25 protein-coding genes and 1 pseudogene are annotated in these 24,398 nt (G+C 40.7%); 19 read left to right on the forward strand and 7 right to left on the reverse strand.

The window, feature by feature from the left end; genetic code table 11:
* Positions 1 to 146 precede the first annotated feature (146 nt).
* Complete coding sequence (gene lexA / locus HBHAL_RS10435; protein WP_014643370.1) at positions 147 to 770, reverse strand: transcriptional repressor LexA; 624 nt, start codon at positions 768 to 770, stop codon at positions 147 to 149.
* Between the two features lie 323 nt (positions 771 to 1,093).
* Here lexA and HBHAL_RS10440 point away from each other — a divergent pair, with 323 nt between their 5' ends.
* The 8 genes and pseudogenes from HBHAL_RS10440 (at position 1,094) to HBHAL_RS10475 (ending at position 7,174) form a co-directional block, all read left to right on the forward strand.
* A complete protein-coding gene (locus tag HBHAL_RS10440) occupies positions 1,094 to 1,759 on the forward strand; it encodes a YneB family resolvase-like protein (protein ID WP_014643372.1) in 666 nt (221 codons plus the stop codon).
* A gap of 95 nt (positions 1,760 to 1,854) precedes the next feature.
* Complete coding sequence (locus HBHAL_RS10445) at positions 1,855 to 2,088, forward strand: DUF896 domain-containing protein (protein ID WP_014643373.1); 234 nt, start codon at positions 1,855 to 1,857, stop codon at positions 2,086 to 2,088.
* Positions 2,089 to 2,267: 179 nt separating this feature from the next.
* Entirely contained in the window at positions 2,268 to 4,277 is a 2,010-nt protein-coding gene (tkt, locus tag HBHAL_RS10450; RefSeq protein ID WP_014643374.1) for a transketolase, read from the forward strand.
* Positions 4,278 to 4,729: 452 nt separating this feature from the next.
* On the forward strand, positions 4,730 to 4,948 hold the full coding sequence (locus tag HBHAL_RS10455; RefSeq protein ID WP_173380447.1) for a YneF family protein: 219 nt from the start codon (positions 4,730 to 4,732) through the stop codon (positions 4,946 to 4,948).
* A 143-nt stretch (positions 4,949 to 5,091) separates the two neighbouring features.
* Positions 5,092 to 5,796, forward strand: a complete 705-nt coding sequence (locus HBHAL_RS10460) for a cytochrome c biogenesis CcdA family protein (protein WP_014643376.1) — start codon at positions 5,092 to 5,094, stop codon at positions 5,794 to 5,796.
* A gap of 67 nt (positions 5,797 to 5,863) precedes the next feature.
* Positions 5,864 to 6,292 (forward strand): Na(+)/H(+) antiporter subunit B, encoded by a 429-nt coding sequence (locus HBHAL_RS10465; RefSeq protein WP_014643377.1) that lies wholly within the window; start codon positions 5,864 to 5,866, stop codon positions 6,290 to 6,292.
* A gap of 20 nt (positions 6,293 to 6,312) precedes the next feature.
* Positions 6,313 to 6,672, forward strand: a pseudogene (locus HBHAL_RS10470) (response regulator).
* Positions 6,673 to 6,706: 34 nt separating this feature from the next.
* Positions 6,707 to 7,174, forward strand: coding sequence for a CcdC family protein (locus HBHAL_RS10475; protein ID WP_041601327.1), 468 nt, complete (start codon positions 6,707 to 6,709; stop codon positions 7,172 to 7,174).
* 31 nt (positions 7,175 to 7,205) lie between these two features.
* Here the strand turns inward: HBHAL_RS10475 and HBHAL_RS10480 are convergent, their stop codons facing one another.
* Positions 7,206 to 7,634 (reverse strand): DUF2621 domain-containing protein, encoded by a 429-nt coding sequence (locus HBHAL_RS10480; RefSeq protein ID WP_014643380.1) that lies wholly within the window; start codon positions 7,632 to 7,634, stop codon positions 7,206 to 7,208.
* Between the two features lie 292 nt (positions 7,635 to 7,926).
* On the opposite strand from HBHAL_RS10480, the gene acnA reads away from it, so the two are divergent.
* The 3 genes from acnA to HBHAL_RS20875 all read left to right on the forward strand — a co-directional run bounded on the left by acnA (position 7,927) and on the right by HBHAL_RS20875 (position 11,595).
* The gene (acnA, locus tag HBHAL_RS10485) at positions 7,927 to 10,632 is read left to right on the forward strand and encodes an aconitate hydratase AcnA (RefSeq protein ID WP_014643381.1); all 2,706 of its coding nucleotides are present in this window, start codon (positions 7,927 to 7,929) and stop codon (positions 10,630 to 10,632) included.
* A 156-nt stretch (positions 10,633 to 10,788) separates the two neighbouring features.
* Positions 10,789 to 11,385, forward strand: a complete 597-nt coding sequence (locus HBHAL_RS10490; protein WP_014643382.1) for a TlpA disulfide reductase family protein — start codon at positions 10,789 to 10,791, stop codon at positions 11,383 to 11,385.
* Positions 11,386 to 11,436: 51 nt separating this feature from the next.
* On the forward strand, positions 11,437 to 11,595 hold the full coding sequence (locus HBHAL_RS20875; protein ID WP_145956037.1) for an FbpB family small basic protein: 159 nt from the start codon (positions 11,437 to 11,439) through the stop codon (positions 11,593 to 11,595).
* Between the two features lie 47 nt (positions 11,596 to 11,642).
* Here HBHAL_RS20875 and tnpB read toward each other — a convergent pair whose 3' ends face one another.
* Positions 11,643 to 12,773, reverse strand: a complete 1,131-nt coding sequence (tnpB, locus tag HBHAL_RS10495; RefSeq protein WP_014643384.1) for an IS200/IS605 family element RNA-guided endonuclease TnpB — start codon at positions 12,771 to 12,773, stop codon at positions 11,643 to 11,645.
* A gap of 271 nt (positions 12,774 to 13,044) precedes the next feature.
* On the opposite strand from tnpB, the gene tlp reads away from it, so the two are divergent.
* From tlp to HBHAL_RS10515, 4 genes are all read left to right on the forward strand, one after another.
* On the forward strand, positions 13,045 to 13,266 hold the full coding sequence (gene tlp, locus HBHAL_RS10500; RefSeq protein ID WP_014643385.1) for a small acid-soluble spore protein Tlp: 222 nt from the start codon (positions 13,045 to 13,047) through the stop codon (positions 13,264 to 13,266).
* Between the two features lie 135 nt (positions 13,267 to 13,401).
* Positions 13,402 to 15,660 (forward strand): AAA family ATPase, encoded by a 2,259-nt coding sequence (locus tag HBHAL_RS10505; RefSeq protein WP_014643386.1) that lies wholly within the window; start codon positions 13,402 to 13,404, stop codon positions 15,658 to 15,660.
* Between the two features lie 3 nt (positions 15,661 to 15,663).
* Positions 15,664 to 16,089, forward strand: a complete 426-nt coding sequence (locus HBHAL_RS10510) for an acyl-CoA thioesterase (RefSeq protein WP_041601651.1) — start codon at positions 15,664 to 15,666, stop codon at positions 16,087 to 16,089.
* Positions 16,089 to 16,394 (forward strand): hypothetical protein, encoded by a 306-nt coding sequence (locus HBHAL_RS10515; RefSeq protein WP_014643388.1) that lies wholly within the window; start codon positions 16,089 to 16,091, stop codon positions 16,392 to 16,394. Before HBHAL_RS10510 ends, HBHAL_RS10515 begins: the two co-directional genes overlap by 1 nt.
* Positions 16,395 to 16,530: 136 nt before the next feature.
* Here the strand turns inward: HBHAL_RS10515 and HBHAL_RS10520 are convergent, their stop codons facing one another.
* From HBHAL_RS10520 to plsY, 4 genes are all read right to left on the reverse strand, one after another.
* Positions 16,531 to 16,818, reverse strand: a complete 288-nt coding sequence (locus HBHAL_RS10520) for a HesB/YadR/YfhF family protein (protein ID WP_014643389.1) — start codon at positions 16,816 to 16,818, stop codon at positions 16,531 to 16,533.
* 99 nt (positions 16,819 to 16,917) lie between these two features.
* Entirely contained in the window at positions 16,918 to 17,154 is a 237-nt protein-coding gene (yidD, locus tag HBHAL_RS10525; protein WP_014643390.1) for a membrane protein insertion efficiency factor YidD, read from the reverse strand.
* A gap of 11 nt (positions 17,155 to 17,165) precedes the next feature.
* Entirely contained in the window at positions 17,166 to 18,098 is a 933-nt protein-coding gene (gene folE2, locus HBHAL_RS10530; protein ID WP_014643391.1) for a GTP cyclohydrolase FolE2, read from the reverse strand.
* A gap of 190 nt (positions 18,099 to 18,288) precedes the next feature.
* Positions 18,289 to 18,870 carry a glycerol-3-phosphate 1-O-acyltransferase PlsY gene (gene plsY / locus HBHAL_RS10535; RefSeq protein WP_014643392.1) on the reverse strand — a complete coding sequence of 194 codons (582 nt, stop codon included), beginning with the start codon at positions 18,868 to 18,870 and terminating at the stop codon, positions 18,289 to 18,291.
* A 364-nt stretch (positions 18,871 to 19,234) separates the two neighbouring features.
* On the opposite strand from plsY, the gene HBHAL_RS10540 reads away from it, so the two are divergent.
* The 4 genes from HBHAL_RS10540 to parE all read left to right on the forward strand — a co-directional run bounded on the left by HBHAL_RS10540 (position 19,235) and on the right by parE (position 24,394).
* Positions 19,235 to 20,299, forward strand: a complete 1,065-nt coding sequence (locus HBHAL_RS10540; protein ID WP_014643393.1) for an ABC transporter ATP-binding protein — start codon at positions 19,235 to 19,237, stop codon at positions 20,297 to 20,299.
* Entirely contained in the window at positions 20,296 to 21,822 is a 1,527-nt protein-coding gene (locus HBHAL_RS10545; protein ID WP_014643394.1) for an ABC transporter permease/substrate-binding protein, read from the forward strand. The genes HBHAL_RS10540 and HBHAL_RS10545 overlap by 4 nt, the downstream gene beginning before the upstream one ends.
* A 10-nt stretch (positions 21,823 to 21,832) precedes the next feature.
* On the forward strand, positions 21,833 to 22,246 hold the full coding sequence (locus tag HBHAL_RS10550; RefSeq protein WP_014643395.1) for a CoA-binding protein: 414 nt from the start codon (positions 21,833 to 21,835) through the stop codon (positions 22,244 to 22,246).
* A gap of 147 nt (positions 22,247 to 22,393) precedes the next feature.
* Complete coding sequence (gene parE / locus HBHAL_RS10555) at positions 22,394 to 24,394, forward strand: DNA topoisomerase IV subunit B (RefSeq protein WP_014643396.1); 2,001 nt, start codon at positions 22,394 to 22,396, stop codon at positions 24,392 to 24,394.
* The last annotated feature ends 4 nt before the right edge of the window (positions 24,395 to 24,398 follow it).

The raw sequence follows: 24,398 nt of genomic DNA on the forward strand, positions 1-24,398 counted from the left end.
CTGCTTGTTTCTCGACAATTCAAGTGTAGTAAAGATTGGAGCTTGCGTGTTTTTTTATACCAAATTTTTTATCTACCCCAACAAATATTCTAGAGCCAAAAAAATGAAAAAAAGGGCAGCTCTTAAGAGCTGCCCTTAATATTTAATTAATGAACTGTACGGTATAAACCTACAACACGTCCGAGAATAGCAACATCATTCAGAAGAATAGGTTCCATCGTAGCATTTTCAGGCTGTAACCGAATATGGTTTCTTTCTTTGAAAAAGCGCTTAACGGTAGCTTCCTCATCCTCAGTCATGGCTACTACAATGTCGCCGTTTTGAGCAGTCTGCTGTTGTCTTACAATGACCATGTCACCATCCAGAATACCAGCTTCAATCATACTTTCACCCTGTACCACAAGTACAAACGTGTTATCGTCCGTACCGGCTAAAGAGTCCGGAAGGGGCACGTATTCTTCTATATTCTCTACTGCGGTAATCGGAGAACCAGCTGTAACTTTACCAATGACAGGTGCATAGGAGGCTTCGCTTCTTGGGATACTGTGATCTTCCTCTAACTCTATCACTTCGATAGCTCTTGGTTTAGTAGGGTCTCTACGAATGTATCCCTTTTTTTCTAAACGCGATAGGTGTCCGTGAACCGTTGAACTGGATGCCAGGCCAACGGATTGACCGATCTCACGGACTGAAGGCGGATAACCTTTCATAATTACTTGCTCTTTAATAAAATCTAATATTTCTTGTTGTCTCTTTGAAAGTTTACTCATAGATTTACACCTCGTACATAGGATTTATAGTAACCACATTGTACCATGCTTACTTAAATAATACAAACAAGCGTTCGAAAAACCCGGTTGACAAGAACTGTTGTTCGTATATAATTAGAATTAGAAAAAGCGAACATTAGTTCTTAAGAACGTTCGTTCCTAAAATTGGAGGGTCTAATCATGTTCAACAAACTGTCAAAGCTTGATATTACGTACCTGGTGCTGTTTATCGCAAGTTTAGCCTTTCTTTACTTTTCAATGGTCTCCATTGGATAATCTATTATATGATGAATGAGAACACTTAATAGAAAGGGCCGAACATCATGAGAGTTATCCTATATTGTCGCGTAAGTACAGAAAAAGAAGCGCAAGTTTCTTCTTTGAACAGACAAAGAAATGAATTAAACCAGATGGCCGCACACCATAGTATGGAAGTTGTGGATTGTATAGAGGAACAAGCAAGCGGGTATGAAATCGAACGTGAGGGAATTTTCCGCTTGCTTGAATATTTTTCTAGTAGGGAAGCGGACGCCTTATTAATACAAGATGAAACACGGCTTGGAAGAGGAAACACCAAAATTGCATTATTTCATCAATTAAATAAGTTAGACGTTCAAATCTATTCACTTTCCCATGAAGGTGAGTTGGAAATAGCCGAATCCGACTCTATGGTTCTTCAGATAGTGGGTATCGTAGAAGAGTATCAGCGGAAAATACATAACATGAAGATCCGCAGAGGAATGAGGAAGGCAGTTGAGGAAGGTTATAATCCTGCCGCTAATCTATCAAATCAGCACTTGGCTCCTGGGCGTGAAAGGATTGAATTTCCCATCGATGAGGTTGTTCGCTTACGCCAGAATAAATTGTCATTTAAAGATATTGCTGCCACTCTTCGCGGACTAGGATATGATGTATCAAAGGCAACGGTCCACAGAAGATATCAGGAGCACGTCTTACTTGAAAAAAAAGAAGAGAAGGGTTACGATTGAATAAGTGACAAGGGTCTTCAGGCCACTTGTCTTTTTCTTGTTCGCACATGAATCGATCCTGTAAGTCACAATATATATATAAAGGGGTATGATCTATGTTATCTAAAGAAAAAATTGATCGTATAAATGAACTGGCTAATAAATCTAAGCAAGAAGAATTAACCGCTAAGGAAAAAGAAGAACAACAGGAGTTAAGACAGGAATATCTGAAGAATGTTCGTAAATCCTTTAAGAATCAGTTAAAGGGTGTTACTGTTATTGACCCTGAAGGAAAAGATGTTACACCTAAAAAATTAAGAGAAATGCAGGAAAATGAAAAGAAAAACTGATTTATAAATCCGTACAGCTTATGTACGGATTTATTTTGTTTAAAAAACCCTTTTCAGGGAAAGTTAAACAAGGGCATTGGATTTTTCTTGAAATATCGTCCCCAAGCTTGTTTCAAACGAAATTTCATTATAGGATAATACATGTACATATTTACGAAAGAGAAAGGGGAATGGCGATTATGGCAAATAGCCTTGAACAAACTTCAATAAATACAATTCGCACACTTACTATCGATGCTGTTGAAAAAGCAAGCTCCGGTCATCCAGGAATGCCAATGGGGGCAGCTCCTATGGCGTATACCCTTTGGACGCAGTTTATGGATCACAATCCTAAGAACTCTGACTGGTTTAACCGCGACCGCTTTGTACTATCTGCGGGGCATGGATCTATGCTTCTATACAGTCTCTTACATTTATCAGGATATAAAGTGACAATAGATGATCTTAAGTCTTTCCGTCAGTGGGACTCTAAAACTCCGGGGCACCCTGAATTTGGACATACAGACGGTGTAGAGGCAACTACGGGTCCACTTGGTCAAGGTTTGTCTATGGCTACCGGTATGGCAATGGCTGAAGCACATCTAGCTGCTAAATACAATCGTGACAACTATAATGTAGTAGACCATTACACCTTTGCTATTTGTGGTGATGGAGATCTGATGGAAGGCGTTTCTCAAGAAACAGCTTCTTTAGCGGGACATCTTGGACTTGGAAAGTTAGTCGTACTGTATGACTCAAACGACATTTCCTTAGATGGAGATTTAGACCGTTCCTTCAGCGAAAGCGTTGAAAAGCGCTACGAAGCTTATGGCTGGCAAGTTATTCGTGTTGAGGACGGAACAGATACCGAAGAAATTGCAAAGGCGATTCAAGAAGCCAAGCAAAATACAGATCAACCGACGATGATCGAAGTTAAAACAGTAATTGGCTATGGTTCACCTAATAAATCTGGGAAGTCTGATTCTCACGGGGCTCCACTTGGAGAAGAAGAAGTTACTGCAGCGAAAGCTCACTATGAGTGGGAGCATGAAGAGCTATTTCACGTTCCAGAGGAAGTATATCAGGATTTCAATGAAAAAGTTCAACAAAATGGAGAAGAGAAAGAACAATCCTGGAATGAACTTATGAAACAGTATAAAGAAAGCTACCCTGAGCTGGCTGCTGAACTTGAAGCGGCTATTAAAGGAGAACTTCCTGAAGGATGGAAGCACGAACTTCCAACATATCAAGCTGGTGAAGACAGCCCGGCAACCCGTGCTGCTTCAGGTGATGTTATTAATGCCCTTTCTGCTAAAGTTCCATATTTCTTTGGAGGCAGCTCAGACTTGGCAGGTTCAAACAAAACAAGTGTTAAAGAAGAAGAAGACTTCTCTCGTAATAATTATGCCGGCCGTAATATTTGGTTTGGCGTTAGAGAATTCGCAATGGCCGCAGCTTTAAATGGTATGGCCTTACATGGCGGACTTAAAGTATATGGCGGAACATTCTTTGTATTTAGTGATTACCTGAGACCAGCTCTTCGTCTATCTGCACTAATGAATCTTCCGGTAAACTATGTCTTTACTCACGATTCTGTCGCTGTTGGAGAAGATGGACCGACTCATGAGCCAATCGAGCAGTTACCTTCTCTTCGTGCCATGCCAAATCTATCGGTAATCCGTCCTGCTGATGGAAATGAAACCAGTGCGGCATGGCAGTTGGCTCTGGAATCTAATACCACTCCAAACGCATTAGTATTAACTCGCCAGGGTCTGCCAACTCTTGAAGGCACGGCAGAAAACGCTTATGAAGGTGTTAAACATGGTGCGTATATATTAAGTGATTCCGATAAGGAAGAGCCGGATGCTATTCTGTTAGCTTCTGGATCTGAAGTGCAGTTGATTGCAAAAGCTCAAAATGAACTGAAGAAAAAAGGTTATGACGTTCGCGTTGTAAGTATTCCTTCTTTCGATCGCTTTAATGCTCAAAGCAGAGAATATCAAGAGAGCGTCCTTCCTTCCAATGTTCGTAAACGTTTAGCTGTAGAGATGGCTGCATCATTTGGCTGGGAACGCTACGTAGGTCTCGACGGTACGGTGCTCGGCATCGACCGCTTTGGAGCTTCAGCCCCAGGTGATACTATTATCGAAAACTTTGGTTTCACTGTAGATAATGTAGTTAAACACGCTGAGAATTTAATGAATTCCTAAGATCAGTTAAACAAGCTGTTGGTATGCTACCGACAGCTTGTTTTTATATATCAGCCGCTGAGTAGTAGACAGAATACGTATGGAATAATCATTTTTCAAATTTTCTCTCCATAACCTTCTCATAGATCCAAGAAGTAAAATGCGATAAAAAATTGCCTAATAGCTAAGCTTCCGTTCTTCGATAAAAGCTCACAATATGATATAATAATGAATAAGAATTATTGTTGTCTTTTTCAGTGTGAAAGTCTGTGGCAGGCAGAGAATGTCGTGTTTAAGCCATTATAGGATGTCTTCCCGCTCAATTTTAACGTCAAATGGACGAAGATCATTATGGCTGGGTATTCCCATTGGCAGGCGAAAGTTTATTATCGTAAACGACTATTGTATTTCTGTGAACCATTTACTATACTGTTATGGGAGATAACACGAAGGAGGAAGACGAAGACATGACTTTGGGTATTATATGGGTTATCGTCATTGCTGTACTCACTCTCATCGGAGGAGTAGCTCTTGGCTTTTTCATCGCAAGAAAGTATATGATGAACTATTTGAAGAAAAACCCGCCAATTAATGAACAAATGCTTCGCACATTGATGATGCAGATGGGGCAGAAGCCATCACAGAAGAAAATCAATCAAATGATGCGTTCCATGAACAACCAAATGAAATAATCAAAATAAAGCCTTCTTTCTGTTTGGGGAAAGAAGGCTTTTCTTATGGTCCCGTTAATTCTGAGAAGTTCACACTTGTTTCATCGTTTTTTGAAATATGGTTTGGTACAATAGGAGTCTAGTATAATTTTGGAGGAAGCATTATGTCAGAAATAAACATATTTATTGCCTTCGGGGCTGGTTTCTTATCATTTATATCTCCGTGTGTACTCCCCTTATATCCTGCATTCCTCTCGTACATAACAGGAATGAGTGTAAGTGAGTTAAAAGACGATAACGCCATGCTGAGGCGTAAAAGCTTATTGCACACGATATCATTTTTAATAGGTTTTACTACAATTTTTCTTGTACTAGGGTTTTCGGGATCATTTTTATCCCAGTTCCTCATTCAGAATGATACGATCATAAGGCGTTTAGGTGCTATTTTAATTATTTTCTTTGGTTTTGTAATCATTGGTGTATTCAATTTCCAATTCCTAATGAAAGATCGAAAAATAGCGTTTAAAAATAGACCGGCAGGCTTTATTGGTTCTTTTTTAATTGGACTGACCTTTTCTTTAGGGTGGACACCCTGTACGGGCCCGATCTTATCAGCCGTATTAGTCTTAGCTGCGGATAGTCCTGAGTTATTTATGGTCATGATGCTTGCCTATTCACTTGGCTTTTCTGTGCCTTTCCTAGTGCTATCCTTCTTTGTAGGGAAATTAAACTGGGTAAGAAAGCATAGTGGTACTATTGTGAAAATAGGTGGTTATATTATGATTATGATGGGAATTGCTTTATATTTTGACTGGATGACAGACTTAACCTCTTATTTAGTTGGCTTATTCGGTTTTCAGGGCTTTTAAGAAATGGATTTTGAAGAAACTTTATATTATGATGAAATCAGGAATTAAACAATAAAGGAGTATGAATATGACCCGCACCAATGACATTATTTTACGAGCAACGACTACATTAATCGCGTTTATTATTTTAGGATTTTCCATTTACTTATTCTTTGCAGGCCACAATGCCCCTGGAGGCGGTTTTATCGGCGGATTAATGACGTCTGCTGCTTTTGTACTTATGTATATGGCATATGGAATACGTTCTATGGAAAAGATTCTGCCGATTAACTTTCGCTATATCATTCCTGTTGGATTAATTATAGCTTTAGGAACAGGCATCGGTTCATTTATTTTTGGTCAGCCTTTTTTGAGTCAGACATACGCTTACTTTCAACTTCCGATCTTAGGCAAAACTGAACTTGCTACAGCATTATTGTTTGATCTGGGTGTGTATCTAACGGTTGTTGGAATAACAATGACTATTATACTGACAATTGCAAACGATCGAAGTTGAGATCTTGAGGGAGAGTTTGTATGGCTCGGATACTAGTGGTGGACGACGCGAAGTTTACACGCTTGACGCTCACCAATATTCTGCAAAAAGCGAATCACGAAGTCGTAGGAGTAGCGGCAGATGGTAAGTAAGAGGTAGAATTGCATCTTATGATTCAGCCAGAATTGACAACCATGAACATTACCATGCCTGAAATGAACGTGCTTGAAGCTCTGAAACAAATAAAAACTCAGTCTCAGCATGCCGAAGTAGTGATGTGTTCTGCTTTGGGTCAGCAAAAATTGATTGTTGAAGCGCTAGAAAACGGTGCTAAAGATTTCATTGCTAAGCCTTTTGATGAAAGAATGGTACTCGAGTCCATTGAACGTGTGTTAAGTTAAGTACGGACGATCAGAAAAGAAAGTGTGAATGTTTATGTTTTGGTTAATAGCAAGCACACTGGTTGCGGCGTGTATGGCTACTGCTATGATTTTTATTAGAATGCGGGCAGCCAGGCAGCCGGCCAGTATAAAAAAAATCATTCTCCCGCCGTTTTTTATGAGTACCGGTGCTTTTATGTTCATTTTTCCTGTTTTCCGAGTGGAGTGGACACAGGTGATTGAAGCTGTAGCAGTAGGTATGCTTTTTTCTATTTTTTTAATTAGAACTTCCAAGTTGGAGGTACGAGATGGTGATATCTATCTTAAGCCTTCGAAAGCGTTTGTATTTATTTTATTTGGATTACTCATTCTCCGCGTTATCCTGAAGCTAATAATTGGTCAAACCATTTCCTTTGGAGAAACGAGCGGAATGTTCTTTTTACTTGCTTTAGGAATGATTCTTACCTGGAGACTCGCTATGCTCAGGCAATTTTTGCGGCTTGAAAAAACGTTAGAAACATAAAAGAAGACCCGGCAGATTATGCCGGGTCTTCTTAACGATCAAATAATGGCTGATATGGTTCCAAATCGATATCTTTTTCTTCAAGTTTTTTAATAAGAAATTTATGATCCCGTTTAGGAGTGGCTAAAATATAACCTTCAATAATCACTTCTTGGGTTATTTTTTTTCGTTTTTTTTCCAAAGCTACCTGACCGATTCTTCCGGCAATTTTCTGCCGGGCTACATCACGAAATAATTCTGGAACCGGAGAAACTAATTCTTCCAAGAGATCTTTTTGTTCCTGAGTCCACATTTTACGTGTTTTATCGACATAGTATTCTTCCCAGTCAATGATCGATTTCCCATCTTCTTTAGGGAGACGTTTTAAGAACTTACGAAACATAAAGAAGCCGCCGATCCCCATTAACGTAATTAAAACAACGGTCCAAGCAACGATAAAAAGGGCAAATCCGCCTGACATATTATCACCTGTTTCATTCATATATAAACTTACTTTAATTATAAAAGGAACCTCCAGGAAATACAAGGTCGTTGATGGCGAAAAGAAGGCTGCTACTTGTATTTTCCAAGGAAGTCGAAATATAAAAAATAGTGTCTAATTATTTTACTTATAAATCGTTTTCATTTACAATAAGGGGTGCAGATTTGTGAACTTATACAATTTAAGGTCGCAAATGTACATTAATTGGGGAATGGGGAAGCCATTTTTACAGGGCTCTCCATTAAATTATAATGAGGGGGTAAAAGGAAGTATGGCTAGCAATCCATATAATTCTCGCAAACAATTTGACCTAAATGGCCAAACGTACAACTATTACGACTTAAAAGCCTTAGAAGATGCGGGGCAGGGCAAGATTTCCCGTCTGCCTTTCTCTATTCGTATTCTGCTTGAATCTCTTCTGCGCCAGCATGACGGCCGTGTGATTAAAGACGAACACGTTGAGAGTCTAGCAAACTGGGGAACCAGTAAATCAAAAGGGGAAGATGTTCCATTTAAACCTTCCCGTGTAATTCTGCAGGATTTCACTGGGGTACCAGCTGTAGTTGATCTTGCTTCACTTAGAAAAGCAATGGTGGACATGGGCGGAAGTCCTGAAAAGATTAACCCGGAAGTGCCGGTAGATCTCGTTATTGACCACTCTGTACAGGTTGATAAATACGGTACAGCAGATGCACTTAACATTAATATGGAGCTGGAGTTTGAACGTAACCAGGAACGTTACGAATTTCTTCACTGGGCGCAAAAAGCCTTTGATAACTACCGCGCCGTACCACCAGCAACGGGTATCGTTCACCAGGTAAACCTTGAATATATCGCTAATGTTGTCCATGCCAAAGAGGATGGCAACGGTGCTTATGATACTTATCCCGATACACTTGTCGGTACAGATTCTCACACCACCATGATCAACGGACTAGGAGTTCTTGGCTGGGGTGTAGGAGGAATCGAAGCCGAAGCAGGCATGCTTGGACAGCCTTCATACTTCCCGGCACCGGAAGTTATTGGTGTGAAGTTAAATGGAAGCTTCCCTCAGGGAACAACAGCTACCGACTTAGCTTTAAAAGTTACGCAAAAACTTCGTGAGCAGAATGTAGTTGGGAAATTTGTTGAATTCTTTGGTCCTGGGTTACAGGAAATGCCGCTGGCTGATCGTGCTACGATCTCAAACATGGCTCCTGAATACGGAGCAACTTGCGGATTCTTCCCAGTAGACGGAGAATCACTTGAATACTTACGTTTAACAGGCCGCAGCGAAGAACAAATTTCTCTTGTGGAAACGTACTGTAAAGAAAACCAGCTATGGTATGATCCAGCACAGGAAGATCCTGAATTCACTTCATTAGTTGAAATCGATCTTGGAGAACTGGAACCAAACCTGTCTGGTCCAAAGCGTCCACAGGATTTAATTCCACTTTCCAAAATGAAAAACTCTTTTGAAGATGCTGTAACAGGTCCGGCCGGAAATCATGGTTTTGGTCTTGATAAATCAGAATTCAAAAAAGAAGCAGAAGTTCAATTTGAAAGTGGAGAAAAAGCGGTTATGAAGACAGGAGCATTGGCTATTGCTGCCATTACTTCCTGTACGAATACGTCGAACCCCCACGTAATGCTTGGAGCAGGACTTGTAGCTAAGAAAGCTATTGAAAAGGGTCTTGATGTTCCGGCTTACGTAAAAACTTCTCTTGCGCCGGGATCTAAAGTAGTTACCCGCTATCTTGAGGATTCAGGTCTGATGGAGCACTTAAATACATTAGGCTTTAACCTGGTAGGTTACGGTTGTACTACATGTATAGGTAACTCCGGACCACTGCTTCCTGAAATTGAAGAAACGATTGCGGATAATGACTTGATCGCTTCTTCTGTACTTTCCGGAAACCGAAATTTCGAAGGTCGTATTCATCCGCTTGTTAAAGCGAACTATTTGGCTTCACCGCCATTAGTAGTGGCTTATGCACTGGCAGGTACCGTGGATATTGACCTGAAAAATGAAGCAATCGGTAAAGATCAGAATGGAAATGATGTATTCTTTGACGATATCTGGCCTTCTCAGGAAGAAATTAAAGCTGAAATTGCACGAGTTGTTACTCCAGAGATTTTCCGTAAAGAATATGAAAATGTCTTCGATTCCAATGATAAATGGAACGAGATTGACACAACGGATGAGCCGCTTTACGACTGGAATGATGATTCTACCTATATTCAGAACCCGCCGTTCTTTGAAGGATTATCCAGTGACCCTGAATCCGTTAAACCAATTAACGGCATGAGGGTTGTCGGTAAATTCGGTGACTCTGTAACGACAGACCACATTTCTCCAGCGGGCGCTATCCCTAAAGATATGCCAGCGGGCGAATATTTACAGGAAAAAGGTGTAAGTCCACGTAACTTTAACTCCTACGGCTCAAGACGTGGTAACCATGAGGTCATGATGCGTGGTACATTCGCTAACATTCGTATCCGTAATGAGTTAGCTCCAGGTACAGAGGGTGGTTTTACTACTTATTGGCCTACAGAAGAAGTTATGCCGATTTATACGGCTGCTATGAAATATCAGCAGGATGAAACCCCCCTTCTCGTTATCGCAGGTGATGATTACGGAATGGGAAGTTCCCGTGACTGGGCAGCTAAAGGTACTGATCTTTTAGGTATTAAGACGGTAATCGCTCAAAGCTTTGAGCGTATTCACCGCTCTAACCTAGTTATGATGGGCGTTCTACCTCTTCAGTTTAAATCAGGGGATACAATTGAATCTCTAGGGTTAACTGGCCGTGAAACTTACGATGTGCAAATTGGGGAAGATGTTAAACCACACGATCTTGTTAAAGTTACAGCAACTGATGAAGATGGAAACAAGAAAGAATTTGAAGTTGTAGCTCGTTTTGATAGTGAAGTTGAAGTTGACTACTATCGTCACGGTGGAATTCTTCAAATGGTTTTGCGTAACAAAATGAGTTAAGTTTCATATGGAAAAGCCGCCTTATTCTTAAGGCGGCTTTTTTACATAGGAGTGTGACAATATTTCTAGAATTTCTTCATTTATCTTTACAGACATATTTGGATTTCTATATTCTTATACTTAGTACATGAAGAATGATTAGGGGAGTGGACCAGTTTGGTTAAACAAGTGCTCGCTTCTGTATTTTTATTGGCTCTATTATCTCTTGTGGCGTACAACGTCTGGAGCGAAAGAGAGACAAGTCCTGCAGACAGCGAATTACAGACATATGAATCCAATAAAGAAGAAAAAGGAGCAGGTATGACTGCTCCAAACGCCCCGAGTGGATTAAAAGAAGGTGAGAAAGCCCCGAATTTCAAAGTAGAGACCTTAAAAGGTGAAGTTGTTCAGCTTTCAGATTACAAAGGGAAGAAAGTTTTTCTGAATTTCTGGGCCACGTGGTGTCCGCCTTGTCGTGACGAGATGCCTGAAATGGAACGATTTCAACAGAAGTATGGTGAGGAAGTCGCAGTACTTGCCGTAAATGGAACAGGATCTGAAACCAGTATAGATGAGGTCCGGTCATATATAGATAAGGGGGGTTACAGCTTTCCCATACTCTTGGATAAAGATTTGGAGTTGCACCAGACTTATCAAACGATTTCCATTCCTACCACTTATTTTATAGGAACAGATGGAGTGATTCAGGAATCCAGGAAAGTTGGTCCGATGACCTATGAGTTTATGATAGAAATGAAAAATGCTTTAGAATAGGTATAATACAGGTTCTCAATGGAAATCCTTAACAAAAAAGGAGAGATTTCCGTGAGAAAACAGAGAACCTTATCGTTTGAAGATCTTGTTAAAGAGAACATTCGCTCTATAGAGGAAGATGAGCAGTTAATGGATCAAATTGATGAGCGGATAGAACAAAGACATAATGAACGATTGAACTACCCCCACTTACTCGCTGACACTCCTTGAAGTTGGGGGATTCCTAAGAGCACGAACCTAACGGTTCGTTCAAATGATTAGGCTAGCCCCGTCGCACCGACGGTTGTAAGGATTCTTTGAATCTCCTTCAATATATTGAAGCTCGCATTTAGGTCGCGGTCGTGGTGGCAGCCGCAATCTGGGCAATCCCACGTTCGAACAGCGAGATTCTTTACCTCACGGTTTTGGTATCCGCACTTGGAACACAGCTGTGAACTCGCAAAAACTTTCGATACGGTTACCAACTGCTTCCCGTACCACTTTGCTTTGTATTCGAGCATAGACGTGAACATCGACCAGCTCACATCACGAATCGATTTGGATCGTTTTCGGTTTTTGAGCATATTGGAAATTTGGAGATTTTCTACACCGATCACATCGTGGTTTTTGATGATTTCGGTAGAAATCTTATGCAGATAATCTTTGCGGGAGTTCGCTATCTTCTCGTGAAGTCTAGCTACTTTAATACGTTGCTTATGCCAATTCGAAGATCCCTTTTCCCTTCGGGAAAGGATACGTTGAGCTTTTGCTAGTTTCTTTTCGGTCTTACGTAGGTATCGTGGATTTTGATAGGTGGTGCCATTCGAGAGAGCAGCGAAGTCTTTCAATCCGAGATCAATGCCAACATAAGTTTTGGATTTAGGAAGTTCCTGAATATCTGTTTTAACAAGAATGGATACAGAATATTTTCCGGTCGGATTGCGGCGAACCGTCGCACTCAAGATGCGACCTTTCACTTCACGGCTCTTGGCAAATCTCACAAGCCCCAGCTTAGGCAGCTTGATTTTGCGATCCTGGATGGCAATATTTCCGTTTGTGCATTTTGTGGTGTAGGACTGGACTCTGTTCTTCTTTGATTTGAACCGTGGAGCTTGGTTTTGCTTTTTGAAAAACCGTTTATAAGCGTCAGAAAGATGTTTGACGGAAGTTTGGATGGCCGTGCTATCCACTTCCTTTAACCAAAGGAATTCTCTTTTAAGCTTGGGTAGTTGTTTGGAACAAGTAGAGTAACTCAAACCTTTTCCGGTTTCCTTGTAGGCACTGCTCCATTCGGAGAGGAAATGATTGAAGACAAAACGAGCGCAACCGATTGTCTTAGCGATGAGCGATTCTTGGGTTTTATTTGGATAGATACGAAAGTTATACGCTTTATGCTTCAACCTTTCCACCTCCTAATCAGGAACATACGTTCTTACTTTAGGATATCACGGAAGGGAGAATATTCAAAGGCATTCGCCTTACGGCGACGGCATTCATCTCCCCCTTGCCACCGGTCTTCGACACGGCGCTTGAAGAGGGAGTCTTCTGCCGATGAATGATAAAACAAATCCCATCATAACAAGGTGGGATTTTTGCATGGTATAAAAGATTGTAAGGTGGAAAAAATAAGGATTGGCTTTATTAAGTAAAGTCAACTCAGGTTTAAAAGGAGGCCACCACATGACTCATCGTTCTAATCCAGATAACCGGTCGGACAATGTAGGAAAATTGCAAGAAAAAGTAACGAATACCATTGAAAACATCGAAGCTTCTCATGATTCTCTAAAGTTTGCTACGGAAGAAGAAAAGAGGAACATCGAAGATAAGAACAAACGAAGAAACCAATCCATCAATGCAATGCGTGAAGAGATCAAAGACGAGGCTCGTAATCAGAATTATTAATGTTAAGAAACCGCTTCTAGCTTAGCTGGAGCGGTTTTATCATGTAATGGAAGAATAGATTGGAAATCGAGTTCATCTACATAGACAGTTCACTATGATAAAATAAATATCGGTGATAGGAAAGGAAGTGAAAATATGATCGAACAGTTAAAACATTGGAAAAGTATAGATGAAAAGCCTCCGCTTTCAGAAGTAGAAGCTCTTCGTTATTTTAATCAAGAGGAAATACAAGACACAGAACTAAAGGCCCTCCTATATGTGACGTTAGCCTATCATCGGATCAAACGCCATCCAGAGCATGAGAAATTAGCTGATCAATTTATTGATGAAGCAAGGGTGCTCGCAGGTAATCATTCACTGGTCACGGATTTATATGAATCGAAGCAGATGATGCAAGCTTATACTCATTTAAAGCGCACACCACTTGAACAGTGGGTGCTTCATGAGACAGATCACGATTCAGCTAAAGCAAAAAAGGCTCGATTTATACATGAAGATGTAACTAAATTGAAAGCCCAATGGGATTCAGAATTAGCTTCTAAAACGCTAATAGACGCGACTAACCGCATGAAATTATATCAGAAAGTGTATGAACAATTAGACGCTCTAGAAAAGATAATGGCTGAGGCGCTTAATTCAGTTGAAAATCGTCGAATTCGTCTTCCTGTTAAAGAAATTAACGAACGTACTAGAGAACTTTCAGACCACCAGGATGAGCTGTATAAAAGACTACCCCGCTTTTTAACGGATGCTTCTTCCGGTAATCCATTGGAAGCTTTTGATCAGATGGTAGGTCTAAAAGACGTTAAGACGTATATTAGACGATATTATCATTTTCTAAAATACCAGCAGCACAGAAAGAATTTTGGTTTCTCTATGGTAGATGAACCAGGGCTGCACATGATTATTACCGGCAATCCTGGAACAGGCAAAACGACGATGGCACGCTTACTGGCAAATATTTATCATGAATTGGGAATTCTCGATACAAAAGAAGTCGTTGAAGTCAACCGGTCTCATTTGGTTGGCTCTTATGTCGGTCAAAGTGAAGAAAATACAATGAACTATGTCAAGCAGGCTATTGGTGGAGTTCTCTTTATTGATGAGGCCTACAGTTTGAAGCGTGAAGGCCAGACGGGTAATGATTATGGGCAAGCTGTGATCGACACGTTGGTTTCGGCCATGACCGGAAAAGAATTTGGTGGAAAATTCGCCGTAATATTAGCAGGATATCCAGAAGAGATGCGGCAATTTTTATGGTCAAATCCTGGGCTGCGCAGCCGTTTTCCTGAACAAAATCATATTTCTCTACCCGATTATAAAATGGAAGAATTGATTACTATTGCAGAACAGACTGCTATTGATAATGATTTCTTTTTTACGACAAACGCACTAAATGAGTTTACCTCTCTCATTGATCGAGAGCGTGTGGATGATTCCTTTGGCAATGCTCGTACTGTAAAAAATCTGGTCATGAAAACCATTTTCCAAAAAGGGGCCAAGGAGGCAGAGCGGGATAAAACCCACTGGATCGATCATATGAGAATTGATGAAAATGATCTGGCATGGGACACTTCGGCTGCCGATGAGAAGCTCTCTCCCAGGAATCGCCTAGATGAATTAATCGGCCTGGATAACGTAAAGGCAGAGGTGCGAAAATTATCTTCTTTTGTCCAAGCTCAGCAAAAGAGGAAAGAGAATGGATATCCTGTCGTACCTATTCAATTACATTCTGTGTTTTCAGGAAATCCAGGCACGGGTAAGACGACGGTTGCAGAAATCTATTCGGATATTTTAAAGCAGTGTGGTCTTCTTAAAAGAGGTCATATGGTTGTTGTATCCAGAAGCGATCTTGTTGCCGGTTATGTCGGCCAAACAGCAATGAAAACGAAGCGAAAAATCCGGGAAGCACTAGGGGGAGTTCTTTTTATTGATGAAGCTTATTCTCTCTATAACGGAGGAAGAGATGAATTTGGTAAAGAGGCGATCGAAACCATTGTTGATGAAATGACCAAACATAATGAAAACCTCGTAGTGATTCTTGCCGGATACCAGCGTGAAATGGAACAGCTTGTAGAAAGTAATCCAGGACTATCTTCAAGGTTTAAGAAATATTTCCATTTCCCCGATTACAATGAACAGGAACTATTGGAAATGACACATTTTCAAGCGTACCAATTCGGCTACACCTTTAACGAGTGGGCTGAAGAGTTCCTTCTTGAGAAATATAAAGATCATCGAATTCGCGGAAATGGACGGTTTGTAAATAATCTTGTTAATGAAGCCATTCAGTATCAGGCGACGAGAATTGTAGAAGATGAATCAGCAGATATGAATGAATTAGTAGTAAACGATCTTGAAAAAGCCTGGCAAGCCGTTCGAAGGGAGTCATAAATGATGAAAGTGGTAGAAACACCGATACAGGTAAGGTATCAAGAAACAGATATGATGGGCGTAGTTTACCATGCCAATTATCTCGTATGGTTTGAGATTGGTCGAACTGCTTTTATTGAAGAGCTTGGTTTTAAATATTCAGAAATTGAGAAACAAGGGGTCGTTTCCCCTGTTATTGATGCCAATATAAGTTTTAAACATCCAGTTTGCTATGGTGATGAAGCCTTTGTGAAAACCTGGGTCGATGAGTATGATGGTCTGCGCGTTACCTATGGATACGAAGTCGTTCATGGAGATGGAAGATTAGCCGTGTCTGGACAAACGAAACACGTCATTGTAAAAAAAGAAAATTTCCGGCCAGTATCAATAAGACGGAGCTTCCCAGAGTGGCACGAAGCTTATTTAGCGGCTATGGAAGGGGAGCACTAATGGCTTTTGGCGTGAAAAGAAAAGAATTAGTTGACTGGAAAAGAAAAGTAGAGAAAGGTGAAATAGCTTTCTTAACCCATTTCTGGCTTGATGACCGTTTCCCGGGATGCGATACGGTTACTAAAGTTGGCTGTTGTGATCTTGAGAAATTAAGCCAATGGGGAGCTCAATATGGGCTGGACCCCCGTTGGATTCATCATGATCCACGCTTTCCACACTTTGATTTATTTGGGGGCCACCAATATAAAATCTTAATGAAAGAACAAAAATGGGAACATATTGAACGCTTCAATTTAAGTCCTTAATTATATTGCCGAGCTGCCCTTTTAGGGCGGCTTTTTTTATCCAAACGAAGGGGGGAATGAGGGGAACCCCTTTAATAGGAAAATAAAAACCAGAAACTCAGCTTAGAGCTGAAGAGTTTCTGGTTTGATTGAAGGACTATTGATATTGGAAGTCTGGTTCTTCCCATTTAGAGCTGAACTCTACCTGGAGAGAACGACCTCCGAAGTACCATTCATCATCTTCCTCTATAAAATAAGTAATCTTTCCAACTTTTGTTTCCGCAATAGGTTCAGATGGTTCTTCTATTCGAATCGCTAGAGAAAACCCTGGCTGAAGACCACCTGTTCCTCCATAACGGACATAAAATCGAAGGTTTGTATTGTCATCTACATCTAGTTCTTCTTCATACCATTTAGCTGCTTCTTCTGTAACGGTAAGATCCATTATTTATTCAACTCCTTCTATTCTACGGTCGTCCCATATGGTGTATCCGTAAATGGGTATAGATAAACCTACTAAAATAGAAAGACAACCACAATTCACCTACAGATGGTTGTCTTTCTTGTGCTTATCAGGAACCGGATCAAAACCACCTTTATGAAAAGGATGGCACTTCAAGATCCGCTTAATGGTCAAATAGGCCCCTTTAAAAAAACCAAACCGTTTGAAAGCTTCAAGTCCGTACTCCGAACAAGTAGGCTGGAAACGGCAGCTGGGTGGAAAAAAAGGACTGATTCCTTTACGGTAAAAATTTATAAGGCCAATCATGACATGCTTCATAAATCAAGTCCTTACTCTGCCTCTTGTTTTTTATCATAACTCAGAGTTGCTACGGCATCGTGAAGATGGATAGATTCTTCATTCCGGCAAGTTACGGAAAAAGCTTCTACAAATTCAAGTTCATATAAATCAGCTGCAACCAGACGAACGATGTCTTCTACAAAGCGAGGGTTCTCATACGCTTGTTCTGTAACCATTTTTTCATCTGGTCTTTTCAGAACGGGATGAATGCGGGCACTTGCATTACTTTCGGCCGCCTCAAGTAAAGCCGCTTTCCAATCAATTTCCTGCTCGTCGAAATCATCCGTTAATGTAACAGTCATGGATACGTTACCTCGCTGGTTATGGGCGCTGTATTCACTGATTTCTTTTGAACAAGGGCAAAGAGTAGTAATTTTACCAGTTAACGTAACCGTAACATCATGCCCGGTTTCTTCCCTATATTCATCACGAATCGTAGCATCTGCGTAGTTCATACCAGCAAGATCTGAGTAAGGCCCTTTTCTTTCAAAGAACCATGGAAAATGTACTTCCACTTCAGCATCTTTTTCTTTTAAACGACCGGCAAGTTCCTCGGTAAAGCCTTTTAAGGTTGCAATATCTATGGCAAACCCTTCATTGTGATATTTATCTAATTGTTCTGTGAAGCGGCTCATATTTGTACCTTTACTACCTTTCACAATAGAGGAACCAAAGGAGAACGTGCCAATCGTTGTCTGAATTTCCGGCGTCAGTTTACTTGGAATGCGAATAGGGTGCTTCACGTTTGAAATTCCCACCATATCAATATCGAAAAGGAAATCTTTTTTTGAATTTTGTAAATCCGCCATTTTATCTTTATCCACCGGTTTTGTACGTGGACCTGGGTTCACAGATCCAAATAATTGGTGGCGCTCTTCTTTGGAAGGTAATTGCTTATTATGGTTTAGTTCAGTTTTGTTCATAGTAAAAGACTCCTTTCAGGCCTTCATTTCTAAGTCAAAGTATACAATATGTAAATCTATTTATACAATTTAATGCTTTTATTAATGTGTTGGTAAAAACAGGATAAAACCTATCCCTACGGTTGTTTTACTATCGTTTCCATAAAAAAGAAGGTCTATGCTTTTTAGCACAGACCTCGTGAAAAGCAGGTTACATCCAAGTGATTTTTGGTTCAGTTTTATTCATAATCCTTTTAATATTCGATCGATGACGGTAGATCACGAATAGCGTGAAAAGAGTAATTACAATGGTCAACCCAAAGTCTCGGACAATCAGAGTAGCAACTATCCCGACGACACCACTGATCATAGAAGATAGAGATACGTATTTACTAATGTATAAAGCCAGGAAGAAAGTGGCTAGTAGTATAAAGAAAATAATAGGATTAACTCCCAATATAACGCCTCCGGAAGTTGCAACAGCTTTTCCACCTTTAAAACCTGCAAAGATTGGATACATATGACCAATCACAGCAAAGATCCCAATGATTAATGTAATGACTTCGGCTCCAAACAATAAAGGAAGAGCTGTTGCCAGAGTTCCCTTAAGGATATCTGCTGAAGTTACAATTAAACCTGCTTTAATGCCTAATACACGAAAAGTGTTGGTTCCGCCCAAATTACCGCTTCCGTGCTCTCTAATATCAGTATCATAGCCATATTTCCCTATTATCAGACCTGATGGAATGGACCCAAGCAAGTACGCGATAATAGCAAATAAAGCGTATTCCATGCAACTCATCTCCTTCGCTGCTTTATTCTATTTTACCATGAGAGGTTTGAGGAAAGAACCCGACCGCTTCATTGTAAAGGTTAAACTTATTAATTTAAGGGATAAGGAGATTTAGAGTCCCTTTATAATATACGATCAATAGATTTAAACTTATGTACTAAACTCCAATGCTGTAACAACTTCCTATTATACCAATTCAGCATCGTGTGACAAGAAATTTCTTGCCAAGTGCCAGGATAGAGAAGATATAATATTAGTTTCTCAATGTGTTCCAAATGATTTCGAATCTTTGCAAAATGTTTGAAATTGTGGAATTGTGGAATTATAAAATTCATATTTTATTAGAATAAAGAGGGGGAAAACCATGATTACGTTCCAAGACGTAACGAAGACGTATCCTGATGGGACAACAGCTCTTAAAGACATCGCCTTGCACGTGAAGGACGGAGAGTTGTTAACTTTAATTGGTCCCAGTGGCTGCGGTAAGACTACAATGATGAAGATGATCAACCGATTGATCCATCCTACAGAAGGATCAATAACTATACATAATAAAGATATTCGCGAATATAACATTCACGAGCTCCGCTGGAATATTGGTTATGTATTACAGGAAATTGCATTGTTTCCTCATATGACGATAGAAGAGAACATATCTATTGTTCCTGAAATGAAGAAGTGGAAAAAGAAAGACCTTTCTAACCGTATTGATGAACTAATGCATATGGTGGGGTTAGATGCTGAAAAGCACCGGAAGCGGAAACCTAGCGAATTATCGGGCGGGCAGCAGCAAAGGGTAGGCGTTATAAGGGCTCTGGCTGCTGATCCGGATATTATATTAATGGACGAACCATTTAGTGCCCTGGATCCCATTAGTCGTGAGCAGCTGCAGAAAGATATCAGACAGCTGCAACAGGAAATTCAGAAAACCATTGTGTTTGTGACTCATGATATGGATGAAGCTATGGCTCTTGGAGACAGAGTTTGTGTCATGCAAGCTGGAGAGATTGTTCAATTAGACACTCCTCAGAATCTAATACTACATCCTGCAAATGAGTTTGTGAAAGATTTCATAGGAAGCCGTAAAACTCCATGGGAAACAGCGGTAGACGTCATTATGGACCGAACAAAAAATCAAATGTATCCTGTTGATGAACTAGAGAAAGGAACGATTCCAAAAAAGGGAACATTCGCGTTAAAAAATCCCGATGGAACGTATGCCACTGCGATTCATGATGGCGAGACAATGGATCTTCCTGCTCTAGAAAATGGAATGACTTTAAAAGAGGCTACAGCCGTTTTTGAAAAAACAGATTATCCAATGCTGCCGGTAGTAAAACAGGATCAGCTTCTAGGTACTCTTTCTTATAAAGATATCGTCTTTTATTTGAAAGAAAACCACCATGAAAAAGGGGTGGGACAGCTATGAACGAATTTAAAGAGGTTTTTATTCAACGACAGGATGTCTTACTTGAGAAGATCTGGGAACACTTACAGATTTCTATTATTGCTCTAGTCATTGCCACACTCATTTCCGTGCCTCTAGGATTGTTATTAACACGAAAACAAAAGGTTGCGGAACCGGTTATCGGGGCAACCGCCATTTTACAAACAATACCCAGTCTTGCAGTCTTAGCGTTTTTAATTCCTTTATTCGGAATTGGGCAGACGCCTGCCGTTATTGCCTTAACAGCGTATGGACTTCTGCCTATACTCAGAAATACCTACACCGGGATTAAAGAAGTAGATCCTGCTCTTAAGGAAGCGGCTACAGGAATGGGAATGAATTCTTTTCGCCGCTTATCCCGAGTAGAGTTACCACTGGCTATGCCGGTCATTATGGCTGGAATTCGTACATCTATGGTCTTAATAGTCGGGACTACTACAATTGCTGCTTTAATAGGGGCTGGGGGTTTAGGTGATTTAATTCTCCTTGGTCTTGACCGCGGTGGTGATGTGAATCTTATTCTTCTCGGTGCTATTCCAGCCGCTCTGTTAGCTATTATTTTAGATGTGATCCTTCGACTATTTGAGAGAACATCCGCAAAGTCTGGTTTCCGCTCTCTTGTAAGTCTTTTGGTTATTGCCGCATTAATTGCTGTAGGTCCATTAGCGTTTGGGGGCAAGGCGAAAAACGATCTCGTCCTTGGAGCAAAATTAGGTTCGGAACCTGCTATTTTAATTAACATGTACGAAATGCTTATTGAAGAAGAAACGGATCTTTCTGTAGGATTGAAACCAAACTTAGGGAAAACAGATCTTGTATTTGGGGCATTGCAAGAGGGCAGCATAGACATATATCCTGAATTTACAGGGACGGCTATCGTATCCTTGCTGGATGAACAGGCGAACAGTAATGAGCCGCAGGAAGTATATCAGCAGGCAAAAGAAGGCATGGCTGAAACATATGATATGGCGTTCTTAGAGCCCATGCAATTTAATAATACGTATGCTGTAGCTACTACGCAGGAGCTTGCTGAAAGATATAACTTAGAAACCATTGGGGATTTAAAACAAGTGGAAGATCAATTCACAGCGGGTTTTACTCTTGAGTTCAATGATCGTCAGGACGGCTATCAGGGAATGAAAGAGGTTTATGACCTCAATTTTGGCGAAGTAAAAACGATGGACCCTGGCTTGCGTCAGGATGCCATTAAGAACGGACAAGTAGATGTTATCGATGCATATGCCACTTCAGGATATATGATAGACTTAAACTTGAAGGTTCTTGAAGATCCTGAGAATCTGTTCCCTCCTTACCAGGGTGCACCCCTTATGAGGCAGGAAACTTTGGATAGATATCCTGAAGTAAAAGATGCTCTTAATCAATTAGGCGGAAAAATAACCGGAGATAAAATGCGTCAAATGAACTATGAAGTCGATTATGAAGATCGAAGCCCTGAAGAAGTCGCACGCGAGTATTTAGTGAGCGAAGGCTTAATTGAAGAATAGGAGGTAGAATATGACGTTTAAAAACCCGTCACGCGAAGTGATTGCGGAAGTATTAAAAAACTCTAAAACGATTGCGGTCGTCGGTCTATCAGACAAACCGCATCGCACTTCTTACCAGATTAGTAAAGCTATGCAGGAAGCGGGATACCGCATTATTCCTGTTAATCCGACCATCAATGAAGCATTAGGTGAAAAGGCTGTTGCTCAATTAAGCGATATTACTGAATCCATCGATATCATAAACGTGTTTAGAAGGTCAGAATTCCTTCCGGACGTCGCTAAAGAGGCTTCTGCTATTCCTGCTCAAGCTTTTTGGGGGCAGCAAGGGGTTATTCACGAAGAAGCCTACGAAGAGTTAAAGGATAAAGATATGACTGTGATCATGGATGTCTGCATTAAAGTTGCCCATGCTGTTTATATGTAAAAGAATATACTTTTTAAAAAAATCCCTGTTTAAACAGGGGTTTTTTCATGTTGATAGTAGAATAATGTTTGCGAAACCTTATAAAATCGCTACAATATAACAAGCAGCATTTTTTATTGAGCGTTTACACAAACGAACGTTTGTTCTATGATAGTAGTACATGAAGTTGACGAGAAAGGAGCCGATGGTAAATTGGCGAAGCAGAATCAAACATACTCAGATGATTCCATTCAAGTACTAGAAGGTTTGGAGGCGGTCCGGAAACGACCCGGGATGTATATAGGGTCTACGGATCACCGCGGTCTCCACCACTTGGTACATGAAATCGTGGACAATGCCGTAGACGAAGCGTTAGCCGGCCATGGAGATCAAATGACGGTAACTCTTCATAAAGACGGCAGTGTTTCTGTAGAGGACGAAGCACGAGGGATGCCGACCGGAATGCATCAGACAGGAAAACCGACACCCGAAGTGATTTTGACTGTGCTTCACGCAGGAGGTAAGTTTGGACAGGGGGGCTATAAGTCAAGCGGAGGCCTTCATGGCGTCGGAGCTTCTGTAGTAAATGCCTTGTCTGAATGGCTGGAAGTCTATATATGCAGAGACGGAGAAAGGTATTATCAACGTTTCGAAAACGGAGGGCTCCCTGTAACTTCCCTGGAACATAAGGGAACAACTAGAAAATCAGGCACGACCATTCGTTTTAAACCGGACCCGGTCATTTTTTCAGTGACTAACTTCAGTTTCGAAACCTTATCGGAGCGTCTGAAAGAAGCTGCTTTTCTATTGAAAGGGTTTCGAATCAATTTAATTGATGAACGCAGTGAAAAAATTAAAGAAGTTTACCAGTATAATGATGGCATTGAATCCTTCGTTTCCTACCTCAATGAAGAGAAAGACACTCTTCACCCCGTTGTATCCTTCGAGGGAAGCTATAAAGACATCGAAGCTGATTTCGCCTTCCAATTCAATGATGGTTTCGCAGAGAATATCCTTTCCTTTGTTAATAATGTCCGTACTAAAGATGGAGGTACGCATGAATCAGGTGCTAAAACGGCGATTACAAGAATTTTTAATGACTACGCCCGTCGTGCTCAATTAATTAAGGAAAAAGATAAAAACCTGGAAGGAAACGATATTCGTGAAGGATTCACCGCAGTGATTTCCGTTCGAATCCCTGAGGAATTTCTTCAGTTTGAAGGTCAGACCAAAAGTAAATTAGGAACTTCAGAAGCACGCTCAGCGGTGGACGCTGTAGTGGCTGAACAGTTATCTTATTTTCTTGAAGAAAATCCTGATGTAGCTTCTATGCTCATTAAGAAAGCTGTAAAAGCGAAGGAAGCAAGAGAAGCGGCGCGTAAGGCCCGTGAAGATGCTCGTTCTGGGAAAAAGAAAAAAAGAAAAGATACTTTACTCAGTGGGAAGTTAACGCCTGCTCAGTCCAGAAATCCTCAAAAAAATGAACTTTATCTTGTAGAGGGTGACTCTGCAGGAGGTTCAGCCAAGCAGGGACGTGACCGGAGATTTCAAGCGGTTCTTCCTTTAAGAGGAAAAGTAATTAATACTGAAAAAGCGAAGATAGCTGATATCTTTAAAAACGAAGAGATTTCCACCATTATTCATACTATTGGGGCCGGTGTCGGCGGAGATTTCACTCTTGAAGACTGTAATTACGATAAAATTATCATTATGACGGATGCGGATACGGATGGAGCCCACATTCAAGTCTTACTGCTGACTTTCTTTTACCGTTATATGAGACAGCTAGTCGAAGCAGGGAAAATTTTCATTGCCCTTCCACCGCTTTATAAGGTTTCTAAGGGCAAAGGTAAGAAAGAACAAACCGAATATGCCTGGGATGAAGAAGGCATGCACAAGCTTCTTAAAGAGTTCAAGAACGGCTATTCCATTCAGCGATACAAAGGTCTTGGGGAGATGAATGCTGATCAGTTGTGGGAAACCACGATGAATCCGGAATCCAGAACCTTGATCAGGGTAACGATAGATGATCTGGCACGCGCAGAAAGGCGCGTAACCACATTGATGGGCGATAAAGTAGAACCTCGCCGCAAATGGATTGAATCCCATGTCGCTTTCGGTATGGAAGATGAAGCAAACATTTTAGAAAACGACAAAATTCAAACATAAAAGG

The organism is Halobacillus halophilus DSM 2266 (genome assembly GCF_000284515.1).
GTDB classification, from domain to species: Bacteria; Bacillota; Bacilli; order Bacillales; family Halobacillaceae; genus Halobacillus; species Halobacillus halophilus.

Excerpts from the sequence above, each read along its gene's own strand:
- HBHAL_RS10505 (WP_014643386.1), top strand. The coding sequence starts at position 13,402 with ATGATCGAACAGTTAAAACATTGGAAAAGTATAGATGAAAAGCCTCCG.
- folE2 (WP_014643391.1), bottom strand. The coding sequence starts at position 18,098 with ATGAACAAAACTGAACTAAACCATAATAAGCAATTACCTTCCAAAGAA.
- HBHAL_RS10445 (WP_014643373.1), top strand. The coding sequence starts at position 1,855 with ATGTTATCTAAAGAAAAAATTGATCGTATAAATGAACTGGCTAATAAA.
- HBHAL_RS10550 (WP_014643395.1), top strand. The coding sequence starts at position 21,833 with ATGACGTTTAAAAACCCGTCACGCGAAGTGATTGCGGAAGTATTAAAA.
- lexA (WP_014643370.1), bottom strand. The coding sequence starts at position 770 with ATGAGTAAACTTTCAAAGAGACAACAAGAAATATTAGATTTTATTAAA.
- HBHAL_RS10510 (WP_041601651.1), top strand. The coding sequence starts at position 15,664 with ATGAAAGTGGTAGAAACACCGATACAGGTAAGGTATCAAGAAACAGAT.
- HBHAL_RS10480 (WP_014643380.1), bottom strand. The coding sequence starts at position 7,634 with ATGTCAGGCGGATTTGCCCTTTTTATCGTTGCTTGGACCGTTGTTTTA.
- HBHAL_RS10515 (WP_014643388.1), top strand. The coding sequence starts at position 16,089 with ATGGCTTTTGGCGTGAAAAGAAAAGAATTAGTTGACTGGAAAAGAAAA.
- HBHAL_RS10545 (WP_014643394.1), top strand. The coding sequence starts at position 20,296 with ATGAACGAATTTAAAGAGGTTTTTATTCAACGACAGGATGTCTTACTT.
- HBHAL_RS10520 (WP_014643389.1), bottom strand. The coding sequence starts at position 16,818 with ATGGATCTTACCGTTACAGAAGAAGCAGCTAAATGGTATGAAGAAGAA.
- HBHAL_RS10540 (WP_014643393.1), top strand. The coding sequence starts at position 19,235 with ATGATTACGTTCCAAGACGTAACGAAGACGTATCCTGATGGGACAACA.
- tlp (WP_014643385.1), top strand. The coding sequence starts at position 13,045 with ATGACTCATCGTTCTAATCCAGATAACCGGTCGGACAATGTAGGAAAA.
- HBHAL_RS10460 (WP_014643376.1), top strand. The coding sequence starts at position 5,092 with ATGTCAGAAATAAACATATTTATTGCCTTCGGGGCTGGTTTCTTATCA.
- plsY (WP_014643392.1), bottom strand. The coding sequence starts at position 18,870 with ATGGAATACGCTTTATTTGCTATTATCGCGTACTTGCTTGGGTCCATT.
- HBHAL_RS10440 (WP_014643372.1), top strand. The coding sequence starts at position 1,094 with ATGAGAGTTATCCTATATTGTCGCGTAAGTACAGAAAAAGAAGCGCAA.
- tkt (WP_014643374.1), top strand. The coding sequence starts at position 2,268 with ATGGCAAATAGCCTTGAACAAACTTCAATAAATACAATTCGCACACTT.
- parE (WP_014643396.1), top strand. The coding sequence starts at position 22,394 with ATGATAGTAGTACATGAAGTTGACGAGAAAGGAGCCGATGGTAAATTG.
- HBHAL_RS10475 (WP_041601327.1), top strand. The coding sequence starts at position 6,707 with ATGTTTTGGTTAATAGCAAGCACACTGGTTGCGGCGTGTATGGCTACT.
- yidD (WP_014643390.1), bottom strand. The coding sequence starts at position 17,154 with ATGAAGCATGTCATGATTGGCCTTATAAATTTTTACCGTAAAGGAATC.
- HBHAL_RS10465 (WP_014643377.1), top strand. The coding sequence starts at position 5,864 with ATGACCCGCACCAATGACATTATTTTACGAGCAACGACTACATTAATC.
- acnA (WP_014643381.1), top strand. The coding sequence starts at position 7,927 with ATGGCTAGCAATCCATATAATTCTCGCAAACAATTTGACCTAAATGGC.